Source organism: Clostridium sp. AF28-12, assembly GCF_003435225.1.
Classification (GTDB): Bacteria; Bacillota; Clostridia; order Lachnospirales; family Lachnospiraceae; genus Pilosibacter; species Pilosibacter fragilis.
In genome coordinates this window covers 26,382-41,704 of record NZ_QWGJ01000008.1, presented here as the reverse complement: position 1 = coordinate 41,704, position 15,323 = coordinate 26,382, and the positions used below count along the sequence as shown (strand labels likewise).

Annotated in this window: 13 protein-coding genes; 5 read left to right on the top strand and 8 right to left on the bottom strand. The window is 49.8% G+C overall.

What is annotated here, in order from left to right; genetic code table 11:
- Window positions 1–102: 102 nt before the first annotated feature.
- Window positions 103–1,515, bottom strand: coding sequence for a cell wall-binding protein (locus tag DWY93_RS08535; RefSeq protein ID WP_117472221.1), 1,413 nt, complete (start codon window positions 1,513–1,515; stop codon window positions 103–105).
- A gap of 388 nt (window positions 1,516–1,903) precedes the next feature.
- On the opposite strand from DWY93_RS08535, the gene DWY93_RS08530 reads away from it, so the two are divergent.
- The 3 genes from DWY93_RS08530 (at window position 1,904) to DWY93_RS08520 (ending at window position 5,757) form a co-directional block, all read left to right on the top strand.
- Entirely contained in the window at window positions 1,904–2,764 is an 861-nt protein-coding gene (locus tag DWY93_RS08530) for a class I SAM-dependent methyltransferase (protein ID WP_117472219.1), read from the top strand.
- Between the two features lie 179 nt (window positions 2,765–2,943).
- Window positions 2,944–4,302 (top strand): Trk system potassium transporter TrkA, encoded by a 1,359-nt coding sequence (gene trkA / locus DWY93_RS08525; RefSeq protein ID WP_117472217.1) that lies wholly within the window; start codon window positions 2,944–2,946, stop codon window positions 4,300–4,302.
- A gap of 12 nt (window positions 4,303–4,314) precedes the next feature.
- Entirely contained in the window at window positions 4,315–5,757 is a 1,443-nt protein-coding gene (locus DWY93_RS08520; RefSeq protein ID WP_117472215.1) for a TrkH family potassium uptake protein, read from the top strand.
- 227 nt (window positions 5,758–5,984) lie between these two features.
- On the opposite strand, the gene DWY93_RS08515 is transcribed toward DWY93_RS08520, so the two are convergent.
- The 5 genes from DWY93_RS08515 to DWY93_RS08495 form a co-directional block, all read right to left on the bottom strand.
- Window positions 5,985–6,773 carry a ZIP family metal transporter gene (locus DWY93_RS08515; RefSeq protein WP_117470095.1) on the bottom strand — a complete coding sequence of 263 codons (789 nt, stop codon included), beginning with the start codon at window positions 6,771–6,773 and terminating at the stop codon, window positions 5,985–5,987.
- A gap of 177 nt (window positions 6,774–6,950) precedes the next feature.
- Window positions 6,951–9,134 carry a ferrous iron transport protein B gene (feoB, locus tag DWY93_RS08510; protein WP_117472213.1) on the bottom strand — a complete coding sequence of 728 codons (2,184 nt, stop codon included), beginning with the start codon at window positions 9,132–9,134 and terminating at the stop codon, window positions 6,951–6,953.
- Between the two features lie 114 nt (window positions 9,135–9,248).
- Window positions 9,249–9,473, bottom strand: coding sequence for a ferrous iron transport protein A (locus DWY93_RS08505; protein WP_015552719.1), 225 nt, complete (start codon window positions 9,471–9,473; stop codon window positions 9,249–9,251).
- A 246-nt stretch (window positions 9,474–9,719) separates the two neighbouring features.
- Window positions 9,720–9,935 carry a FeoA family protein gene (locus DWY93_RS08500; protein ID WP_117470097.1) on the bottom strand — a complete coding sequence of 72 codons (216 nt, stop codon included), beginning with the start codon at window positions 9,933–9,935 and terminating at the stop codon, window positions 9,720–9,722.
- 28 nt (window positions 9,936–9,963) lie between these two features.
- Window positions 9,964–10,140 (bottom strand): FeoB-associated Cys-rich membrane protein, encoded by a 177-nt coding sequence (locus tag DWY93_RS08495; RefSeq protein ID WP_242990569.1) that lies wholly within the window; start codon window positions 10,138–10,140, stop codon window positions 9,964–9,966.
- Window positions 10,141–10,522: 382 nt separating this feature from the next.
- Here DWY93_RS08495 and DWY93_RS08490 point away from each other — a divergent pair, with 382 nt between their 5' ends.
- The gene (locus DWY93_RS08490) at window positions 10,523–11,725 is read left to right on the top strand and encodes an FprA family A-type flavoprotein (RefSeq protein ID WP_117470099.1); all 1,203 of its coding nucleotides are present in this window, start codon (window positions 10,523–10,525) and stop codon (window positions 11,723–11,725) included.
- Between the two features lie 15 nt (window positions 11,726–11,740).
- Window positions 11,741–12,247 (top strand): flavodoxin family protein BilS, encoded by a 507-nt coding sequence (bilS, locus tag DWY93_RS08485; protein ID WP_158553017.1) that lies wholly within the window; start codon window positions 11,741–11,743, stop codon window positions 12,245–12,247.
- Window positions 12,248–12,433: 186 nt separating this feature from the next.
- Here bilS and DWY93_RS08480 read toward each other — a convergent pair whose 3' ends face one another.
- On the bottom strand, window positions 12,434–13,849 hold the full coding sequence (locus DWY93_RS08480; protein ID WP_117472211.1) for a serine hydrolase domain-containing protein: 1,416 nt from the start codon (window positions 13,847–13,849) through the stop codon (window positions 12,434–12,436).
- Between the two features lie 178 nt (window positions 13,850–14,027).
- Entirely contained in the window at window positions 14,028–15,323 is a 1,296-nt protein-coding gene (locus DWY93_RS08475; RefSeq protein ID WP_117472209.1) for a CapA family protein, read from the bottom strand.

Below are 15,323 nucleotides of genomic sequence, written 5' to 3'. Positions count from 1 at the left end.
TGCCGGAAGTTTCCTGGATACATGGCAGCTAACGGAAAAGACCAGGAACATCTCTGCCCCTGATCCTTCAAAAAATCCTTTATCTTTTATCCTGAATCCACATCAATCATTCTCAAATACCGGTTCTGTCGGCTCACCGTATTCTTCCTTCGTGCTCGCCGTCTCATCGTTGATCTGAGTCAAAATTCCGCTGGAATTTACCTTAAACTTGTTTCCGTCGCGGTCCTTCACCGTCGTATTCTTTGAGATACGTCCGGAGGAGTTTACGACGTAAGTCTGATATCCACTGCTGCCGTTCGGGATACTGATCAATGCGTAACGGCTGGAGCTGTCCGCTTCCTGAAGCTTACCCATATAATAGAGATAGCCATTCTTCACACCGCTGACACCACGTCCCGCGTAGGTTCCCTCATTAAAGTAGAAGGTCGTCTTATTTCCATCGCCTTCCTCCACTGTCATCTTTCCCTTTACGGAAATTCTGGAGGATGCATCAAAGTAATAGGAGGTGTACTCTCCTGTCGATCCGATCTGTATCTTCTTTAATCCCTTCACCGGATTTCCCTTCTGGTCAAAGAGATATGTCTTTCCGTTGATCTTGACAAAGTCACTTGTGGACGCTTTTCCGTCCTCCGGACCTGTCTTCGGTGTTCCATCTTTCTCGAAATAGTACCAGACAACCGGCTCATCCACATTGTCCTGGAGCTGTTCCGGCGGATTTAAGGAGAGCCATCCGGTGATCGACGCACCGAGAGTCGCGTTCTGGATCCCACTCTCCGCAAAATATCTCCAGTTCTCGATCGTGTCCTTACTTGCATTCTCCGGGTCACCTTCTAAATACACCCATCCGGTCTGCATCCGTCCGTCCTCGTCGAAGCAGTAATATTTGCCATCGATCTTCATCACCTTATAATCGCCGCCGTTACTGCTCGTCGACGGGCTGTTCTTCTTTCCGCTCGCAGAGAAGTAGAACCAGTATTTTCCGTCGTCGCTCTCCGGTCCGTAGAGATCCTTATCCTCATCCTTCGGCTCCAGATACTTCCAGCCGGTGACCATAGCGCCGCTGGAGCTTAAATAGTAATCCCCATCCTCGGACCATCCGGTCTGCATAATTCCGTCGGAATCAAAGAGATAACTCTTTCCGTCGATCTTCTTCCAGCTGTCCTTCGTGACTTTTCCGCTGGAACTGAAATAGAACCAGTATGTCGTCCCATTATCCCTGCTGTACGGGGAAGCCAGCTGCATCCATTTATTTGACACCATGATTCCGTTGGAATCCACATAGTAATCATTGTCTGCCCAGCTGTTGACCGCCATCTCGCCGCTGCTGTTCAAATATCTCCAGAGGTTGTCCGCGCCCTTTTTCCACTCATTCGTCACGCGGTTTCCGTTTTTATCAAGATACGTCCATATATTATTGGAAAGCGCCCAGCCTTCCGCTGCGTAGGCGTTCATCGTCAGACATCCGAAAGTCAGGACCGCCGCTGCTGCCAGTATTCTTAACCCTTTTTTCTTCACTCGCTCCGTCTCCTTCCTGTACCCCAAAAGGCGCATAACTATCGCCAACATCCATTCCGGATCAGCTTCGCCGATGGGATTTCTGCCTTCCGGCCGTATTTTTCATTTCGCAATACATCTGATTTTATTTTACCAGTAACTCCCTGATTATTCAACAGAAAATACCTGTCAATTCTCTTAAGTCCCCACCACAGTTCTGCCGCATTCCCGCCACAGAAAGACACATTTTCCGTTCATGTTCCCCATATTTCCGCCAACATCCCGCATTCCATCCCCACTCCTATTTGACAGTATCCCCCGAATCTATTATACTGGTATATCATAGGCATTTTATGCCCCTGATCCGTTTTTACGCAAAAAAGTCTAAAGAAAGAGATGGAATACAATTATGTGGATAGCAGATGGATGGAAGGACTATGAAGTCATCGACTGTTCCGGCGGTGAAAAGCTGGAACGTTGGGGAAAATATATTCTGGTCCGTCCGGATCCCCAGGTCATCTGGGATACCGATAAAAAGGCACCACAGTGGAGAAAGATGAACGGCCACTACCACAGAAGCTCAAAAGGCGGCGGCGAGTGGGAATTCTTCAGTCTCCCGGAGCAGTGGAGCATCAACTACAAAGGCCTGACCTTCCAGTTAAAGCCCTTCAGCTTTAAGCATACCGGTCTTTTCCCGGAACAGGCGGCAAACTGGGACTGGTTTGGCGAAAAGATCAAAAACGCGGGACGCCCGGTCAAAGTCTTAAACCTCTTCGCCTACACCGGAGGAGCAACACTGGCAGCCGCGAAAGCCGGAGCTTCCGTGACCCATGTTGACGCCTCCAAGGGCATGGTCGCCTGGGCAAAGGAAAACGCGAAATCCAGCGGCCTTGAGGACGCGCCGATCCGCTGGATCGTGGATGACTGCGTAAAATTCGTAGAACGTGAGATCCGCCGTGGAAACCACTACGACGCGATCATCATGGATCCGCCTTCCTATGGAAGAGGCCCGAAGGGCGAGATCTGGAAGATCGAGGACGCGATCTACCCGCTCGTAAAGCTGTGTGCAAAGCTCCTCTCCGACAAGCCGTTATTCTACCTGATCAACTCCTACACAACCGGTCTCGCTCCGGCCGTGCTGACTTACATGCTCGGAACAGCGGTTGTCCCGCAGTTCGGCGGAACCGTGAGATCGGAGGAGATCGGACTTCCCGTTACGGGTTCCGGGCTCGTACTTCCGTGCGGCGCTTCCGGACGATGGGAAGCCTAATTGTTACTTTTCATGGGTAGGAATTTTCTGAACTGAAAATTCCGTATGATACCGTTATGGCCGCGGATTTTGCCGATTCGGAATGCGAAGCATCGGCAAAATCCTGTTACAGTGCGCGGGCATAGAGTGCCCGTGTACTGTAACGCCTAATTAACTGAAAGGACCGGTAAACAAAACATATGAAGATCATCATTGTCGGCTGCGGAAAGGTCGGCGTGAGCCTTGCAGAGCGCTTAAGCGCCGAGGGCCACGATCTCGTTATGGTCGATATGAATCCGCAGAAAGTGGAACATCTTTCCAACCAGTTTGACGCCCTGGGAATCGTTGGAAACGGCGCCAGCTTCAATATCCAGCAGGAAGCCGGAGTGGAAAATGCGGACCTCTTTATCGCTGTCACCGGCGAGGACGAATTAAACCTCCTCTGCTGCCTGATGGCGAAGAAGACCGGACACTGTGACACCATCGCCCGCGTAAGAAACCCGCTCTATAATAAGGAGATCCGCTTCATTCAGGAAAAGCTCGGACTCTCCATGATCATCAACCCGGAGCTGACGGCGGCCAGAGAGATCTTAAAGCTCTTAAAATTCCCGTCCGCCATCAAGATCGACACCTTCGCAAAGGGACGTGTCGAGCTTCTCCGCTTCCGCTTAAAGCCGGAGATCGGGTTCGGCGGAAAAACTGTCATGGATATCATGCGGCAGTTAAAATGCGATGTCCTGATCTGTGCCGTTGAGCGCGGATCCGAGGTCGTGATCCCGAACGGAAGCTTTGTCCTTCAGGATACGGATATCCTCTCTATCGTGGGATCTCTTGAAAATACGGCTCAGTTTTTTGAAAAGATCGGTCTCCGCTCAAAATCCGTAAAAAATTCCCTGATCATCGGCGGCGGCACCATCGCCCACTATCTGGCCCAGGACCTCTTAAAGATCGGGTTCCGCGTCCGGATCATCGAGCAGCGGAAAGAGCGCTGCGATTACTTAAGCGAGGTGATTCCCGGTGCTGATATCATAAACGGGGACGGAAGTGATCGGGATCTTCTTCTGGAAGAAGGCCTGACCTACGCTGATTCCCTTGTGGCCCTCACCGGACTTGACGAGGAGAATATCTTCCTCGCCCTCTACGGAAAGCTCCACTCCAATGCAAAGCTCATCGCAAAGGTCAACAAGATCGCCTTCGATGACGTGATCGACAGCTTCGGTATCGACAGCATCATCTACCCGAAGTACCTGACGGCAGATTATATCCTACAGTACGTCCGTGCCCGCCAGAACACCATCGGCTGCAACGTGGAAACGCTGTATAAGATCCTGGATGGCCGTGCCGAAGCACTGGAATTCTCCATCAAAGAGGATTCCGCTGTCACGAATGTGCCGCTTATGGACTTAAACTTAAAGGACAACCTTCTGATCTGCTGCATCAACCGCAACGGTCAGATCCTCACCCCCCGTGGTCAGAATATAATCAAGGTCGGGGATACCGTGATTCTCGTGACCACAAACCGCGGTCTCGGTGATATCCGGGATATCTTAAAATCATAAAGGAGCGATTCCATGAATTATTCGATGATCTTTTATATTATCGGCTGGATTCTGGACGTGGAGGCGGCGCTTCTTGTGCCATCCCTGGCAGTCTCCCTGATTTACCATGAAAGCTGCGCACTGGCATTCTTCATCACGATCGTCCTCTGCCTGATCCCAGGTGTGATCCTTATCCGCAAGCAGCCGAAAAACAAGGTATTCTACGCAAGGGAAGGTTCCGTGACGGTTGCCTTAAGCTGGATCGTCATGAGTATCATGGGTTCCATCCCGTTCCTCTTAAGCGGATCCATCACAAATCCGGTGGATGCCCTGTTTGAGACTGTGTCTGGATTTACGACGACCGGTGCCAGTATTCTTCCCGCCGTGGAACCGCTTCAGCACGGCATCCTGTTCTGGAGGAGCTTTACACACTGGATCGGTGGTATGGGAGTTCTCGTGTTCCTTCTCTGCCTGCTTCCGCTTACCGGAAGCGGCTATCATATGAACCTCATGAAGGCAGAGAGCCCGGGCCCCTCTGTCACAAAGCTGGTCCCGAAGGTGCAGTCCACCGCAAAGATCCTCTATGGGCTCTATCTCTTCCTCACGGTTCTGGAGTTTATTCTCCTGCTTGTGGGACGGATGCCGGTGTTTGATTCCCTGTGTACCGTTTTCGGTACCGCGGGAACCGGAGGCTTCGGCATCAAGAACGACAGCTTCGGAAGCTATTCCACCTACCTTCAGGGCGTAGTTACCGTGTTTATGATCCTCTTTGGCATCAACTTTAACGTGTACTTCCTCTTCTATATGAAAAAGCCGAAGGAAGCACTGCGCTGCGAGGAGGCGCGATGGTACCTCGGGATCATTGCCACATCGATCCTCGTCATCACGTTTTTTGTCCGGGATTTCTTCGACAGCCTGTTCCTCGCGTTCCACCATGTCGCGTTTCAGGTTGCTTCCATCATCACGACCACCGGATTCGCCACCGTGGATTTTAACCTCTGGCCAACGATCCCGAAAACGATCCTGGTGCTCTTAATGTTTATCGGTGCCTGCGCGGGAAGTACCGGCGGCGGCATTAAGGTGTCCCGTGTCGTGCTGTTATTCCGGTCCCTGACAAAGGAGCTCTCCCAGAGTCTCCATCCGAATCAGGTCCGCAAGATCCATTTTGAGGGACGCGCGGTGGATCATGTGGTCCTCCGCTCCGTAAATGTCTTCATGGCGGCATACATCCTGATCTTCGCTATTTCCGTGCTGCTCATCGGCATCGACAACTTCGATCTTGTGACAAACTTTACCGCCGTCGCGGCGACCTTAAACAACATCGGACCGGGATTGGAACTTGTAGGCCCGGCCCAGAACTTCGGGCTCTTCTCCAACTTCTCCAAGCTGGTTCTGACCTTTGATATGCTTGCCGGACGTCTGGAGCTCTTCCCGCTGCTGCTGCTTTTCTATCGGGGTACCTGGAAGAGATTCTAATTAAGCAAACATTCCCGATAATAGATGTAATTTTGACAATTTGACTGATCCGTGTTGAAAAATCTGATTGTCGGAAATAAAAAGTGGATATCCCAGAGTCACATCATGGACTCTGGATATCCACTTTCCTTTTTGTTTTTCTGTCTTTTTTCCACCGGACAGCGGGCAGGCGGGCATCACCGCTTCCCTATCATATTTATCTATGACGCTCAATCGTCCATATTGTATCACCCAAGTGCCACATCAAGCATCATCATCAATGCAAACCCGACCGCAAACCCGATGGTTCCGATATTCGAGTGCTCTCCCTCCGCGGTCTCCGGGATCAGCTCCTCCACGACCACATACATCATGGCACCTGCAGCGAAGGCGAGAAGATACGGCAGGACCGGAGCGAGGATCCTGTACATCAAAACGGTGAGAATTGCTGCCACTGGCTCTACAACGCCTGAAAGTGTTCCATATAGAAATGCACGGTTGCTGCTCATCCCCTCACCCTTGAGCGGCAGGGAAATGATCGCCCCCTCCGGGAAGTTCTGGATCGCGATCCCGACGGACAGGGCAAACGCACCGGCTAACGTGATCCCGCTGTTTGCCGTAAGAAGGCCCGCGAACATGACACCAACCGCCATTCCTTCCGGAATATTATGAAGGGTCACCGCAAGGACAAGCATCGTATTTTTTTTTAACGTGCAGGACGGACCTTCCGGTTCATCGCACCCGATGTGAAGATGAGGCACATGCCCGTCAAGGAACAGCAGGAACAGGATGCCGCAGAAGAATCCGGTCACCGCAGGCAGAAACGCCAGACGTCCCAGATCCGCGGAAAGATTCATGGACGGGATCAGAAGTGACCACACGGATGCCGCCACCATGACACCGGACGCAAAGCCCAGAAGACCTTTTTCCACATTCTGACGGATTCCCTTCTTCATAAAATATACGCACGCAGCTCCAAGTGTCGTCCCCGCAAACGGGATCATGATCCCAAGAATAATATTTCCGATATTTTCCATCGTTTTTGTCTCCTTTGATCCGCGAAGGCCGTCCGGACCCCGGCGCGGCTCTCGCAATCTTCCTTCTATAAGCTATGCGGTTTCCAACTGAAAAGATCCAGGCCACGAAGCAACGTCCGCCTCTGACCTGGATCTTTTATAGAGTTTCTATGGAATAATGAAGTGATACTGCCAAAATTAAGCTGCTACAGAACGGCGGGATGCCTTCTTCTGGTTCTTATATGGATCCGGACGGAACAGCATATAGAGGAATCCGAGAAGAACAACAACAGCTGCTGCTGTGCCGATTCCGAAGGAACCGCCTTCCATAAGAAGACCGAACTGATAGAACATCAGTGCTACGCAGTAAGCGAATACGTTCTGGAAAATGATCGCGAACCAGAACCACTTTCTGGACTGCATCTGCTGGGCCATTGTGGAAATAGCCGCCAGACACGGGGAGTTTAACAGGTTGAATACAAGGAAGGAGAAGGCTGCCGCCATTGTCGGGAACCAGTCTCTGATCGCAGCTGCAACAACATCTGTCTCCTCAGAGAGATCCTCGCTGACATTTGCAAGGACACCCATTGTGGAAACGATACCCTCTTTTGCGGAGAATCCGGAGATCGCCGCTGCAACGCACTGCCATTTGCCCCATCCGAGAGGAGCGAAGATCCATGCAAGAGCGCTTCCGAGGATCGCCATGAAGCAGTTTTCTGTATCTTCTACCATACCGAACGCGCCATTCTCGAAACCGAAGGTGGAGAGGATCCACATGATCACGCAGGCAAGGAACAGGATTGTTCCGGCTTTCTTAATGAAGCCCCACAGACGCTCCCAGGTGTGCATGAGAACGGTCTTGGCAGACGGGATGTGGTATGCCGGTAACTCCATAACGAACGGAGCTGCCTCGCCGGAGAACGGCTTTGTCTTCTTTAACATGATCGCTGCGACAAGGACGCAAACGATACCTAACGCGTACATTAAGAATGCTGTATTTCCTGCATCGGAATAATCTCCGGATGTCCAGCCGACCATGATGCCGCCTAACAGAGCGATAACAGGAAGCTTCGCGCCGCACGGAATAAATGTGGCTGTCATAATGGTAAGACGTCTGTCGTTATCATTTTCGATGGTCTTGGAAGCCATGATACCCGGGATACCGCAGCCGGATGCGATCAGGAGCGGAATGAAGCTCTTACCGGAAAGTCCGAAGTGACGGAACACACGGTCCATGACGAATGCGATACGTACCATGTATCCGCAGTCCTCAAGGATGGAAAGCATTAAGAATAAGAGTGCCATCTGCGGGAGGAATCCGAATACAGCGAAGAGTCCGCCGAGGATACCATCCACAACAAGGCTCTGGATGAAGTCGCTTGCGCCTGCTGCCGCGAGTGCCGCGCCTGCCCATTCCTGAATGCCGCCGCCGAATGTGTCATTCGCCCAGTCTGTACCCATGGTTCCGAGTGTGCTTACACAGATGTAGTAAACGAACCACATCACTGCCGCGAAGATCGGGATACCTAAAATACGGTTTGTAACGATCTTATCGATCTTATCGGATGTGGAGAGCTTCTTGCCGGATTTCTTAACGGCCTTGTCGATCACGCTTCCGATGTATGTATAACGCTCGTCTGTGATGATACTCTCTGTATCGTCGTCCTGCTCTTTCTCAAGACGGGTCACCTCCGTGTTGACCGCTGCCATAGCGGATGCCGGAAGATGTAACTGCTCGATGACCTTGCTGTCCTTCTCAAGAAGCTTGATCGCGAACCATCTCTTCTGGTCTGCATCCACAGCGTCACCGACAGCCTCCTCAACCTTCTCAATCGCGTTTTCTACGCTTCCGGAGAAGATTCCGGCCGGATTCTTCCACTCATTCTTCTTCGCTGCCTCGATTGCCTTCTCGACAACCTCCTTAAGACCTGTGCCCTTTAATGCGGAAGTCTCAACAACTTCACAGCCGAAAATCTCGGAAAGCTTCTTCACATCGATCTTATCCCCGCTCTTTGCAAGCAGATCAGCCATGTTTAACGCGATAACGACCGGAATGCCGATCTCGAGGATCTGAGTCGTCAAATATAAGTTTCTCTCAATGTTTGTTGCGTCTACCAGATTGATGATCGCCTGCGGTTTCTCGTGAACGAGGTAATCACGGCTTACGACTTCCTCCAGTGTGTACGGGGAAAGGGAGTAAACACCCGGAAGGTCTGTGATGATGATCTCTTCACCGCTCTTGGCAGATTTTAATTTACCTTCTTTTTTCTCTACAGTTACACCCGGCCAGTTTCCGACGTACTGATTCGCGCCTGTGAGGGCATTGAACATGGTCGTCTTACCACAGTTCGGGTTTCCGGCTAATGCGATTTTGATAGCCATTTTTCATCCTCCTATTTTCCTGCACTTGTGTTGCTGCTGTCCACATTCCGGGCGGACAGCAACCAGGTTTTGCCAATGCTTTGCATACACATCAGGCAAAACATTTATCCGTCATCAGACTGTAACGACTTCGACACTTTCCGCATCGTCTCTTCTCAACGACAGTTCATATCCACGGACCGTGATCTCGACCGGATCACCGAGCGGTGCCACTTTACGAACGTAGATCTCGCTGTTTTTGGTAATGCCCATATCCATGATTCTGCGGCGGAATGCGCCCTCTCCGTTGATCTTCACAACTTTAACCGTTGTATGTACCGGAACTTCACGTAATGTCATGTCTTCTCCTTTCTATCCCTGTGGATCGCTCCTGCGGTCCGGATCCATTCCCCTGTCTTTTGTAAAATTTTCCCAAAAGCTTTCGATTAACCGCTGCTAATTAGTGCATGCTAACCGTTGGGGAAAAAGCAAAGTGGGAAATCTCCCACTTGAACTTTCATCATCCATAACTGCCTCATTCTTCCCAGTCTGCACTTCCCTGCGGGATAAGGCAAACTGCTGAACAGTTACCGTCTTTTTTCACAGCTACTGCACCATAACGTGCTTTGCCATCTCCTTGTTGATCGCGACTCTGGAATCCTTGATGTTTACGATCAGGTTTCCGTTGAGTTCAGAGATCACTGTCACTGCCGCTCCGTCCACGAAGCCAAGATTCGCGAGGAATCTCTTTGTGTCCTCCGCTCCGCCGACACGCTGGATCATACCGGTCTCACCGGCACGTAAAAATGTCATTGGCATCATGTTTCCTCCTCTTTACACGCCCATCCACTCAGATCTTGTGAGCTTTCGGAGCTGTATCGTAATGGACACTGCCGCATCCGCTGCACCCGGAGCAGGAACCGCAGCAACCTCCGCAGGAACCGCTCTTCTTCTGTTTCCGGATGCTCTTTATCACACCGATCACGGCCATGGCAACCAGCAACAAAACAATTACATCTGTAAGCATTTCCATCACCTCTCACCAAACCATTTATGGGAATAATTGTATTGATAACGAATATCAATTTCAAATGAATTATATGACTTCATACCCAACTTGTCAACTGGTATTTAATAATTTTTTAAGATTTTACCGGATGGTTTTACTTGCTTTCCAAAGACTTTCCATTTAAAATGATAGTATATCTGCGTCAATATTTCTGTCTTGTCTGGATTTACTTTTATATTGTTAAAATTTGCCGACAATAGGAATATATAGGTCCAGATGATTTTATTTTTTGACCTTTTGTGACTCTTTCAGAAGCCAGTACCTTTCCGGTATTTCACCGTTCTCGTTCTGGCAGATTCGGAAAACGCCACAGCAATATTAATATCAGGAGGTTTCTAACATGAATAACATAAGAAAGCTTACAGATTCCCTTTTCTGGGTCGGCATCAATGACCGCCGCATCGCTCTCTTTGAAAATGTTTATCCGGTTCCTACAGGAATGTCCTATAACTCTTACGTTCTTCTTGACGAGAAGACAGCACTCTTCGATACCGTGGACGCGTCCTTCACCCATGATTTTCTCGAAAATGTGACCGCTGCCTTAAAGGGCCGCACTCTGGACTATCTGATCGTAAACCACATGGAGCCGGACCACTGTGCGTCCATCGCCGATGTGATCGCCGTTTACCCGGAGGCAAAGATCGTATGCACCGCAAAGGCTGTGGGAATGATGAAACAGTTCTTTGATTTTGATGTGGACAGCCGCGCGATTCTGGTAAAAGAGGGAGATACCATCTCTCTCGGCTCCCATGAGCTTACCTTCGTGATGGCCCCGATGGTGCACTGGCCGGAGGTCATGGTTACCTATGAAAAGACAGAAAAGATCCTGTTCTCCGCTGATGCCTTCGGTTCCTTCGGCGCTGTCGACGGAAATATCTTTGCTGACGAGATCGACGATAAGGTTGCCTGGCTCTCTGAGGCGAGACGTTATTATACAAATATCGTTGGAAAATTCGGCATGTCCGTACAGGGTCTCTTAAAGAAGGCTGCCGGGCTCGAGATCCGGATGATCTGCCCGCTCCACAGCGTGATCTGGAGAGAAGATCTCCCATGGCTCATCGATAAATACCTCAAATGGAGCTCCTATACGCCGGAAGAGAAATCTGTAACGATCGCCTACGGATCTGTTTACGGTCATACGGAAAAAGCTGCCGATATCCTTGCCGGAAAGCTTGCCGACCGCGGCATCCGCCATATTTCCGTCTTTGACGTTTCCAAGACCCATCCGTCCTACATCATTGCAGACGCGTTCCGTACCTCCGCGATTGTCTTTGCATCCATCACCTACAATGGCGGTATCTTCTGCAATATGGACACACTGCTCCACCAGCTTGCAGCCCACGGTCTTACAAACCGTACCGCTGCCCTGATCCAGAACGGAACCTGGGCGGCAACCACCTCAAAGCAGATGGGGGAAATCCTCGGTACAATGAAAAATATCCATGTGCTCGAGTCAGATGTGACCATTAAATCTGCCCTGAAAGACAATCAGGAGGCTGAGCTTGACGCACTTGCAGACGCAATTGCCGCATCATTACAGTAAGTGGAGGAAATGCCCATGAAATATGCAATCGTTTATTCCAGTAAGACCGGAAATACCGCAGCACTTGCAGATCGTCTCCATGATATCCTTCCGCATGAGCACTGTGTTTATTTCGGTGATACGTCCCATTACTCCCCGGATCTTGGAGCGGACCTTATCTTCGCCGGCTTCTGGACCGATAAAGGAAGCTGCGATGACAGGACGCGTGTTTTCTTAAAGAACCTTCAGAATACAAAGATCGCTCTTTTCGGCACAGCCGGATATGCAGCTCCTGATTACATCCACTCGATCTTAAAACAGGCAGAGGCAAATATTCCCGTAAACAACACCGTTCTTACAGGCTTCGTCTGCCAGGGGAAAATGCAGCCGGCAGTCGCAGATAAATTTGCCGCAATGCTCGAAAAGGACCCGGAGGACGCAAAGGGAAAGCTTCTTCGCGATACGTACCAGGAAGGTCTCTCCCATCCGAACGAAGAGGACTTCGCAAACTTTAAAAAGTGGGCTGAAGGCTTTATCCACTAATTGATCGTCATATAAAACGCACTGCATGGATTCCGTATGGCGGTTAAATTCAAGTCGAAACGTCCGTGAGACTTTACGCATGATTCTGGTCAGCGAAGCTGACATATTCTTACCAGAATCATGAAATGCCGGATGATCGGGAAAACCGATCATCCGGCATTTTTTCATGCTCAAACTTTGCTCCAATCAGTCTTTCACTCTCGGCAGCATTCTTCCACCGTATCCGATTGCAAAGATCTCACCATTCTCATTTTCGAAGAATCTCACGTAGCCATCCTTATCCGGGTTGCGCACAATCCCTAAAAATTCCTGCACCGGCACAAATCGAAGAAGCGTCTCTCCCTCTTTGACTGCCAGATTTCCATCTTTCTCAAAGATCGTGATATTGTTATCTTCATCAGACCGGAAGGTGCCGCACATTGCCTTTCTCTTTTCCGCATTCCACTCCGTCTCCTGATAAACAAATCGGTCCTCGATCGGATTTCTTCCATGATACATCCGCATTGCTGCATCCGCGATCGTGCTAACCGGCACGCCCGACGTGTTGCACAGTACTATAACACCCACTCCGGCATCATACGACCAGGATAAATTCGACGAAACTCCCGGCAGGCTTCCGCCATGCTCCATAACCGTCAGGTCATCCAGCTTCTTCTGCGCAAGGCCAAAGCAATAATGGCTATCCGGGCGATAATCGATTCTTGGGCGGCACATCGTCCGGACACCCTCCTGGGAGAGGATCCTTGTTCCATCGATCCCCTTTCCGTAATTCAGATACATGCAGATGTATTTTTTCATGTCGGCAAGTGTAGATTTCAGGGAACCGGCTCCTCCGAGGGAAAATGCATTGTCATGGTAATCTCTGCCGGAGGTCATGACACCTTTTTGCATTTTGTAGAGAACTGCCGCATTCGTATCCGCTGCCGGTCTTACATACTCTCCGCTGCTCCGCTCCATATGAAGAGGCTCAAGAATATGTTTTTTCACATATTCCGCAAAGCTGTTCTCCCCGCCGACACGACGCACGATCTCTGACAAAAGTCCAAAGCCATCATTGCAATAGCTCATGTAGTTTCCCGGATCTCCGATCAGACCGCCGTTTTCCTTTGTCTGGGCATCCAGCAGCTCAGCGACTGCCTTTGTTCCTTCCAATGCGATCTTCTCACAGAACGCAAAATCCCCTGTCTCATTTTCATCCAGTCCTGCCTTCTGCGCGATCTCATTGATGATCGTGCGGTGCATCGGATAAAAGCCCGCTGTGTGACATAAAAAGTGCCATACCTTTATCGGTTTCTGATTACGGTTTGTAAATTCCGGAATATATTTGCTCACCGGATCATCCAGATCTACTTTTCCGGCTTCGACCAGCTGCATGATCGATAAAGCCACAAAGGATTTCGTGACGGACGCTAATCCGAAGATCGTATCCTCATCGATCGGCAGTTTTCTCTCCTGATCCCGGTATCCAAAAAACTTTTCATACTGAGTCTTTCCATTTCGGTCAACGATCGCAACCGCGATTCCCACTGCGTTGGAACGTTCCTGTATTCTGGATACAAGTTCCTCAAAAAGAAATCTTGACGCATTTGTGATTTTGTTCATGGGTACTCCTCTCCTTTACGCTGCGCGCGCCTGATGATCTGATTCTCACACAGGCGCGCTGTCTTCATATTCATTATATCGATTCTGATCGATTTATTCAAGTTCTTCCCTGTCCCGATCAATTTCGCTCAGAATTTTACGCTTTCTCTCTTCCATATCCGCTCACCTTCTATCTTCTTTAAAGTCTGATCGTTCCTACACCGTCTTTAATTTCCATCTCAGTTCCGTAAGGTTTTGAAAGCTCTGCCAGGTATGCCAGTACCTTCTCATCACCGGTCAACACCGGAACTCCTTTTTGGGGTCTTTTTTCCGTCATTCCAAGAGAAATCGGATACAGTTTGATTTCTGTTAAATGTCCATCTTCCATGGTCCAGCCCGCCATCACGGATAACCAGATCTCCGGAAGCACTCCGTATCCGGCCGTGCCATTTTTACTACGGGCATCCATATAAGCACCAACCTTGGTATCCAGCGGCATTTTTTTATTTATGTATGCATCGTAAGGCTGCTTTTCCACAGTTTCTGTCTCAAAGAGGAAATTTCCCAGACTGTAGAAGATAGGCGCTCCGTGATAGATCTCAATTCCACGAAGTTCATGCGGTCCGTGTCCGATTACCGCATCAGCTCCTGCATCCACACATCTTCTTGAAAATGTCTCAAGGAACATGGATGGAACCGTTGTGTCTTCCCCATCTGTCTCATGACCATGAAAGCTTACAAGAACGATATCTGCCTGTTTTTTTGCCTCAATGATCTCCTTCTCGACACGTTCCATATCAGCCGGAAACGGAACGCTCTCGATCCAGTTTTTTTCATCCAGAACAAATTTGTATGTTCCAAAGGGCAGTGTTCCGGAAGCCGACGGATTCTGATATCCGTTTTTTACAGACCGCTCCATCGTTGCGTTGATCTTTGTAAGCGCCGCCAGTTCTTCTGCTTTCTTATAATTCTCTTCCGTGACATGGTAAATCGTTTCATAACGAAGAGGATTTAATCCCGGTCTTCCGATCAATTCCGCGCTCTGTCCACCAGCCATTCCTGACTCATGGAAGCTTGAAGAGACCGCAATCATTGCGACACGTCCGTTTTTCGTCTCCAGATAGCATGGTTTTGATGCCTCGGAAAGATTTTTTCCTGTTCCGGCAAAGATCATGTCCCTCTCTTCAAGATTCCGGATGGTCGCAAGAACGCCTCCATGACTGTAGTCGCAGGAATGATTATTTGCCGTATTAAACAGATTAAAACCAAACGATCTCATATCATCAAGGGTTCTTGGATCTGCCATTGCCCAGGTTCCTCCGGAAAATGCTGCCGGATATCCTTCCTCATTGTGGAATGTCATCTCCAGATTCGAAAATTTCACATCATACTGACTGATCACGTCTCTGACCTGCTCAAATCCTTCATAACCGCCTTCCGGAAATCTTCTTGTGATAAACGCATCTCCTGTAGCGATCAGTGTCATTTTCTTCAT

Excerpts from the sequence above, each read along its gene's own strand:
- trkA (WP_117472217.1), top strand. The coding sequence starts at position 2,944 with ATGAAGATCATCATTGTCGGCTGCGGAAAGGTCGGCGTGAGCCTTGCA.
- DWY93_RS08480 (WP_117472211.1), bottom strand. The coding sequence starts at position 13,849 with ATGAACAAAATCACAAATGCGTCAAGATTTCTTTTTGAGGAACTTGTA.
- DWY93_RS08475 (WP_117472209.1), bottom strand. The coding sequence starts at position 15,323 with ATGAAGAAAATGACACTGATCGCTACAGGAGATGCGTTTATCACAAGA.
- DWY93_RS08490 (WP_117470099.1), top strand. The coding sequence starts at position 10,523 with ATGAATAACATAAGAAAGCTTACAGATTCCCTTTTCTGGGTCGGCATC.
- DWY93_RS08530 (WP_117472219.1), top strand. The coding sequence starts at position 1,904 with ATGTGGATAGCAGATGGATGGAAGGACTATGAAGTCATCGACTGTTCC.
- feoB (WP_117472213.1), bottom strand. The coding sequence starts at position 9,134 with ATGGCTATCAAAATCGCATTAGCCGGAAACCCGAACTGTGGTAAGACG.
- DWY93_RS08515 (WP_117470095.1), bottom strand. The coding sequence starts at position 6,773 with ATGGAAAATATCGGAAATATTATTCTTGGGATCATGATCCCGTTTGCG.
- DWY93_RS08495 (WP_242990569.1), bottom strand. The coding sequence starts at position 10,140 with ATGCTTACAGATGTAATTGTTTTGTTGCTGGTTGCCATGGCCGTGATC.
- DWY93_RS08505 (WP_015552719.1), bottom strand. The coding sequence starts at position 9,473 with ATGACATTACGTGAAGTTCCGGTACATACAACGGTTAAAGTTGTGAAG.
- DWY93_RS08500 (WP_117470097.1), bottom strand. The coding sequence starts at position 9,935 with ATGATGCCAATGACATTTTTACGTGCCGGTGAGACCGGTATGATCCAG.
- bilS (WP_158553017.1), top strand. The coding sequence starts at position 11,741 with ATGAAATATGCAATCGTTTATTCCAGTAAGACCGGAAATACCGCAGCA.
- DWY93_RS08520 (WP_117472215.1), top strand. The coding sequence starts at position 4,315 with ATGAATTATTCGATGATCTTTTATATTATCGGCTGGATTCTGGACGTG.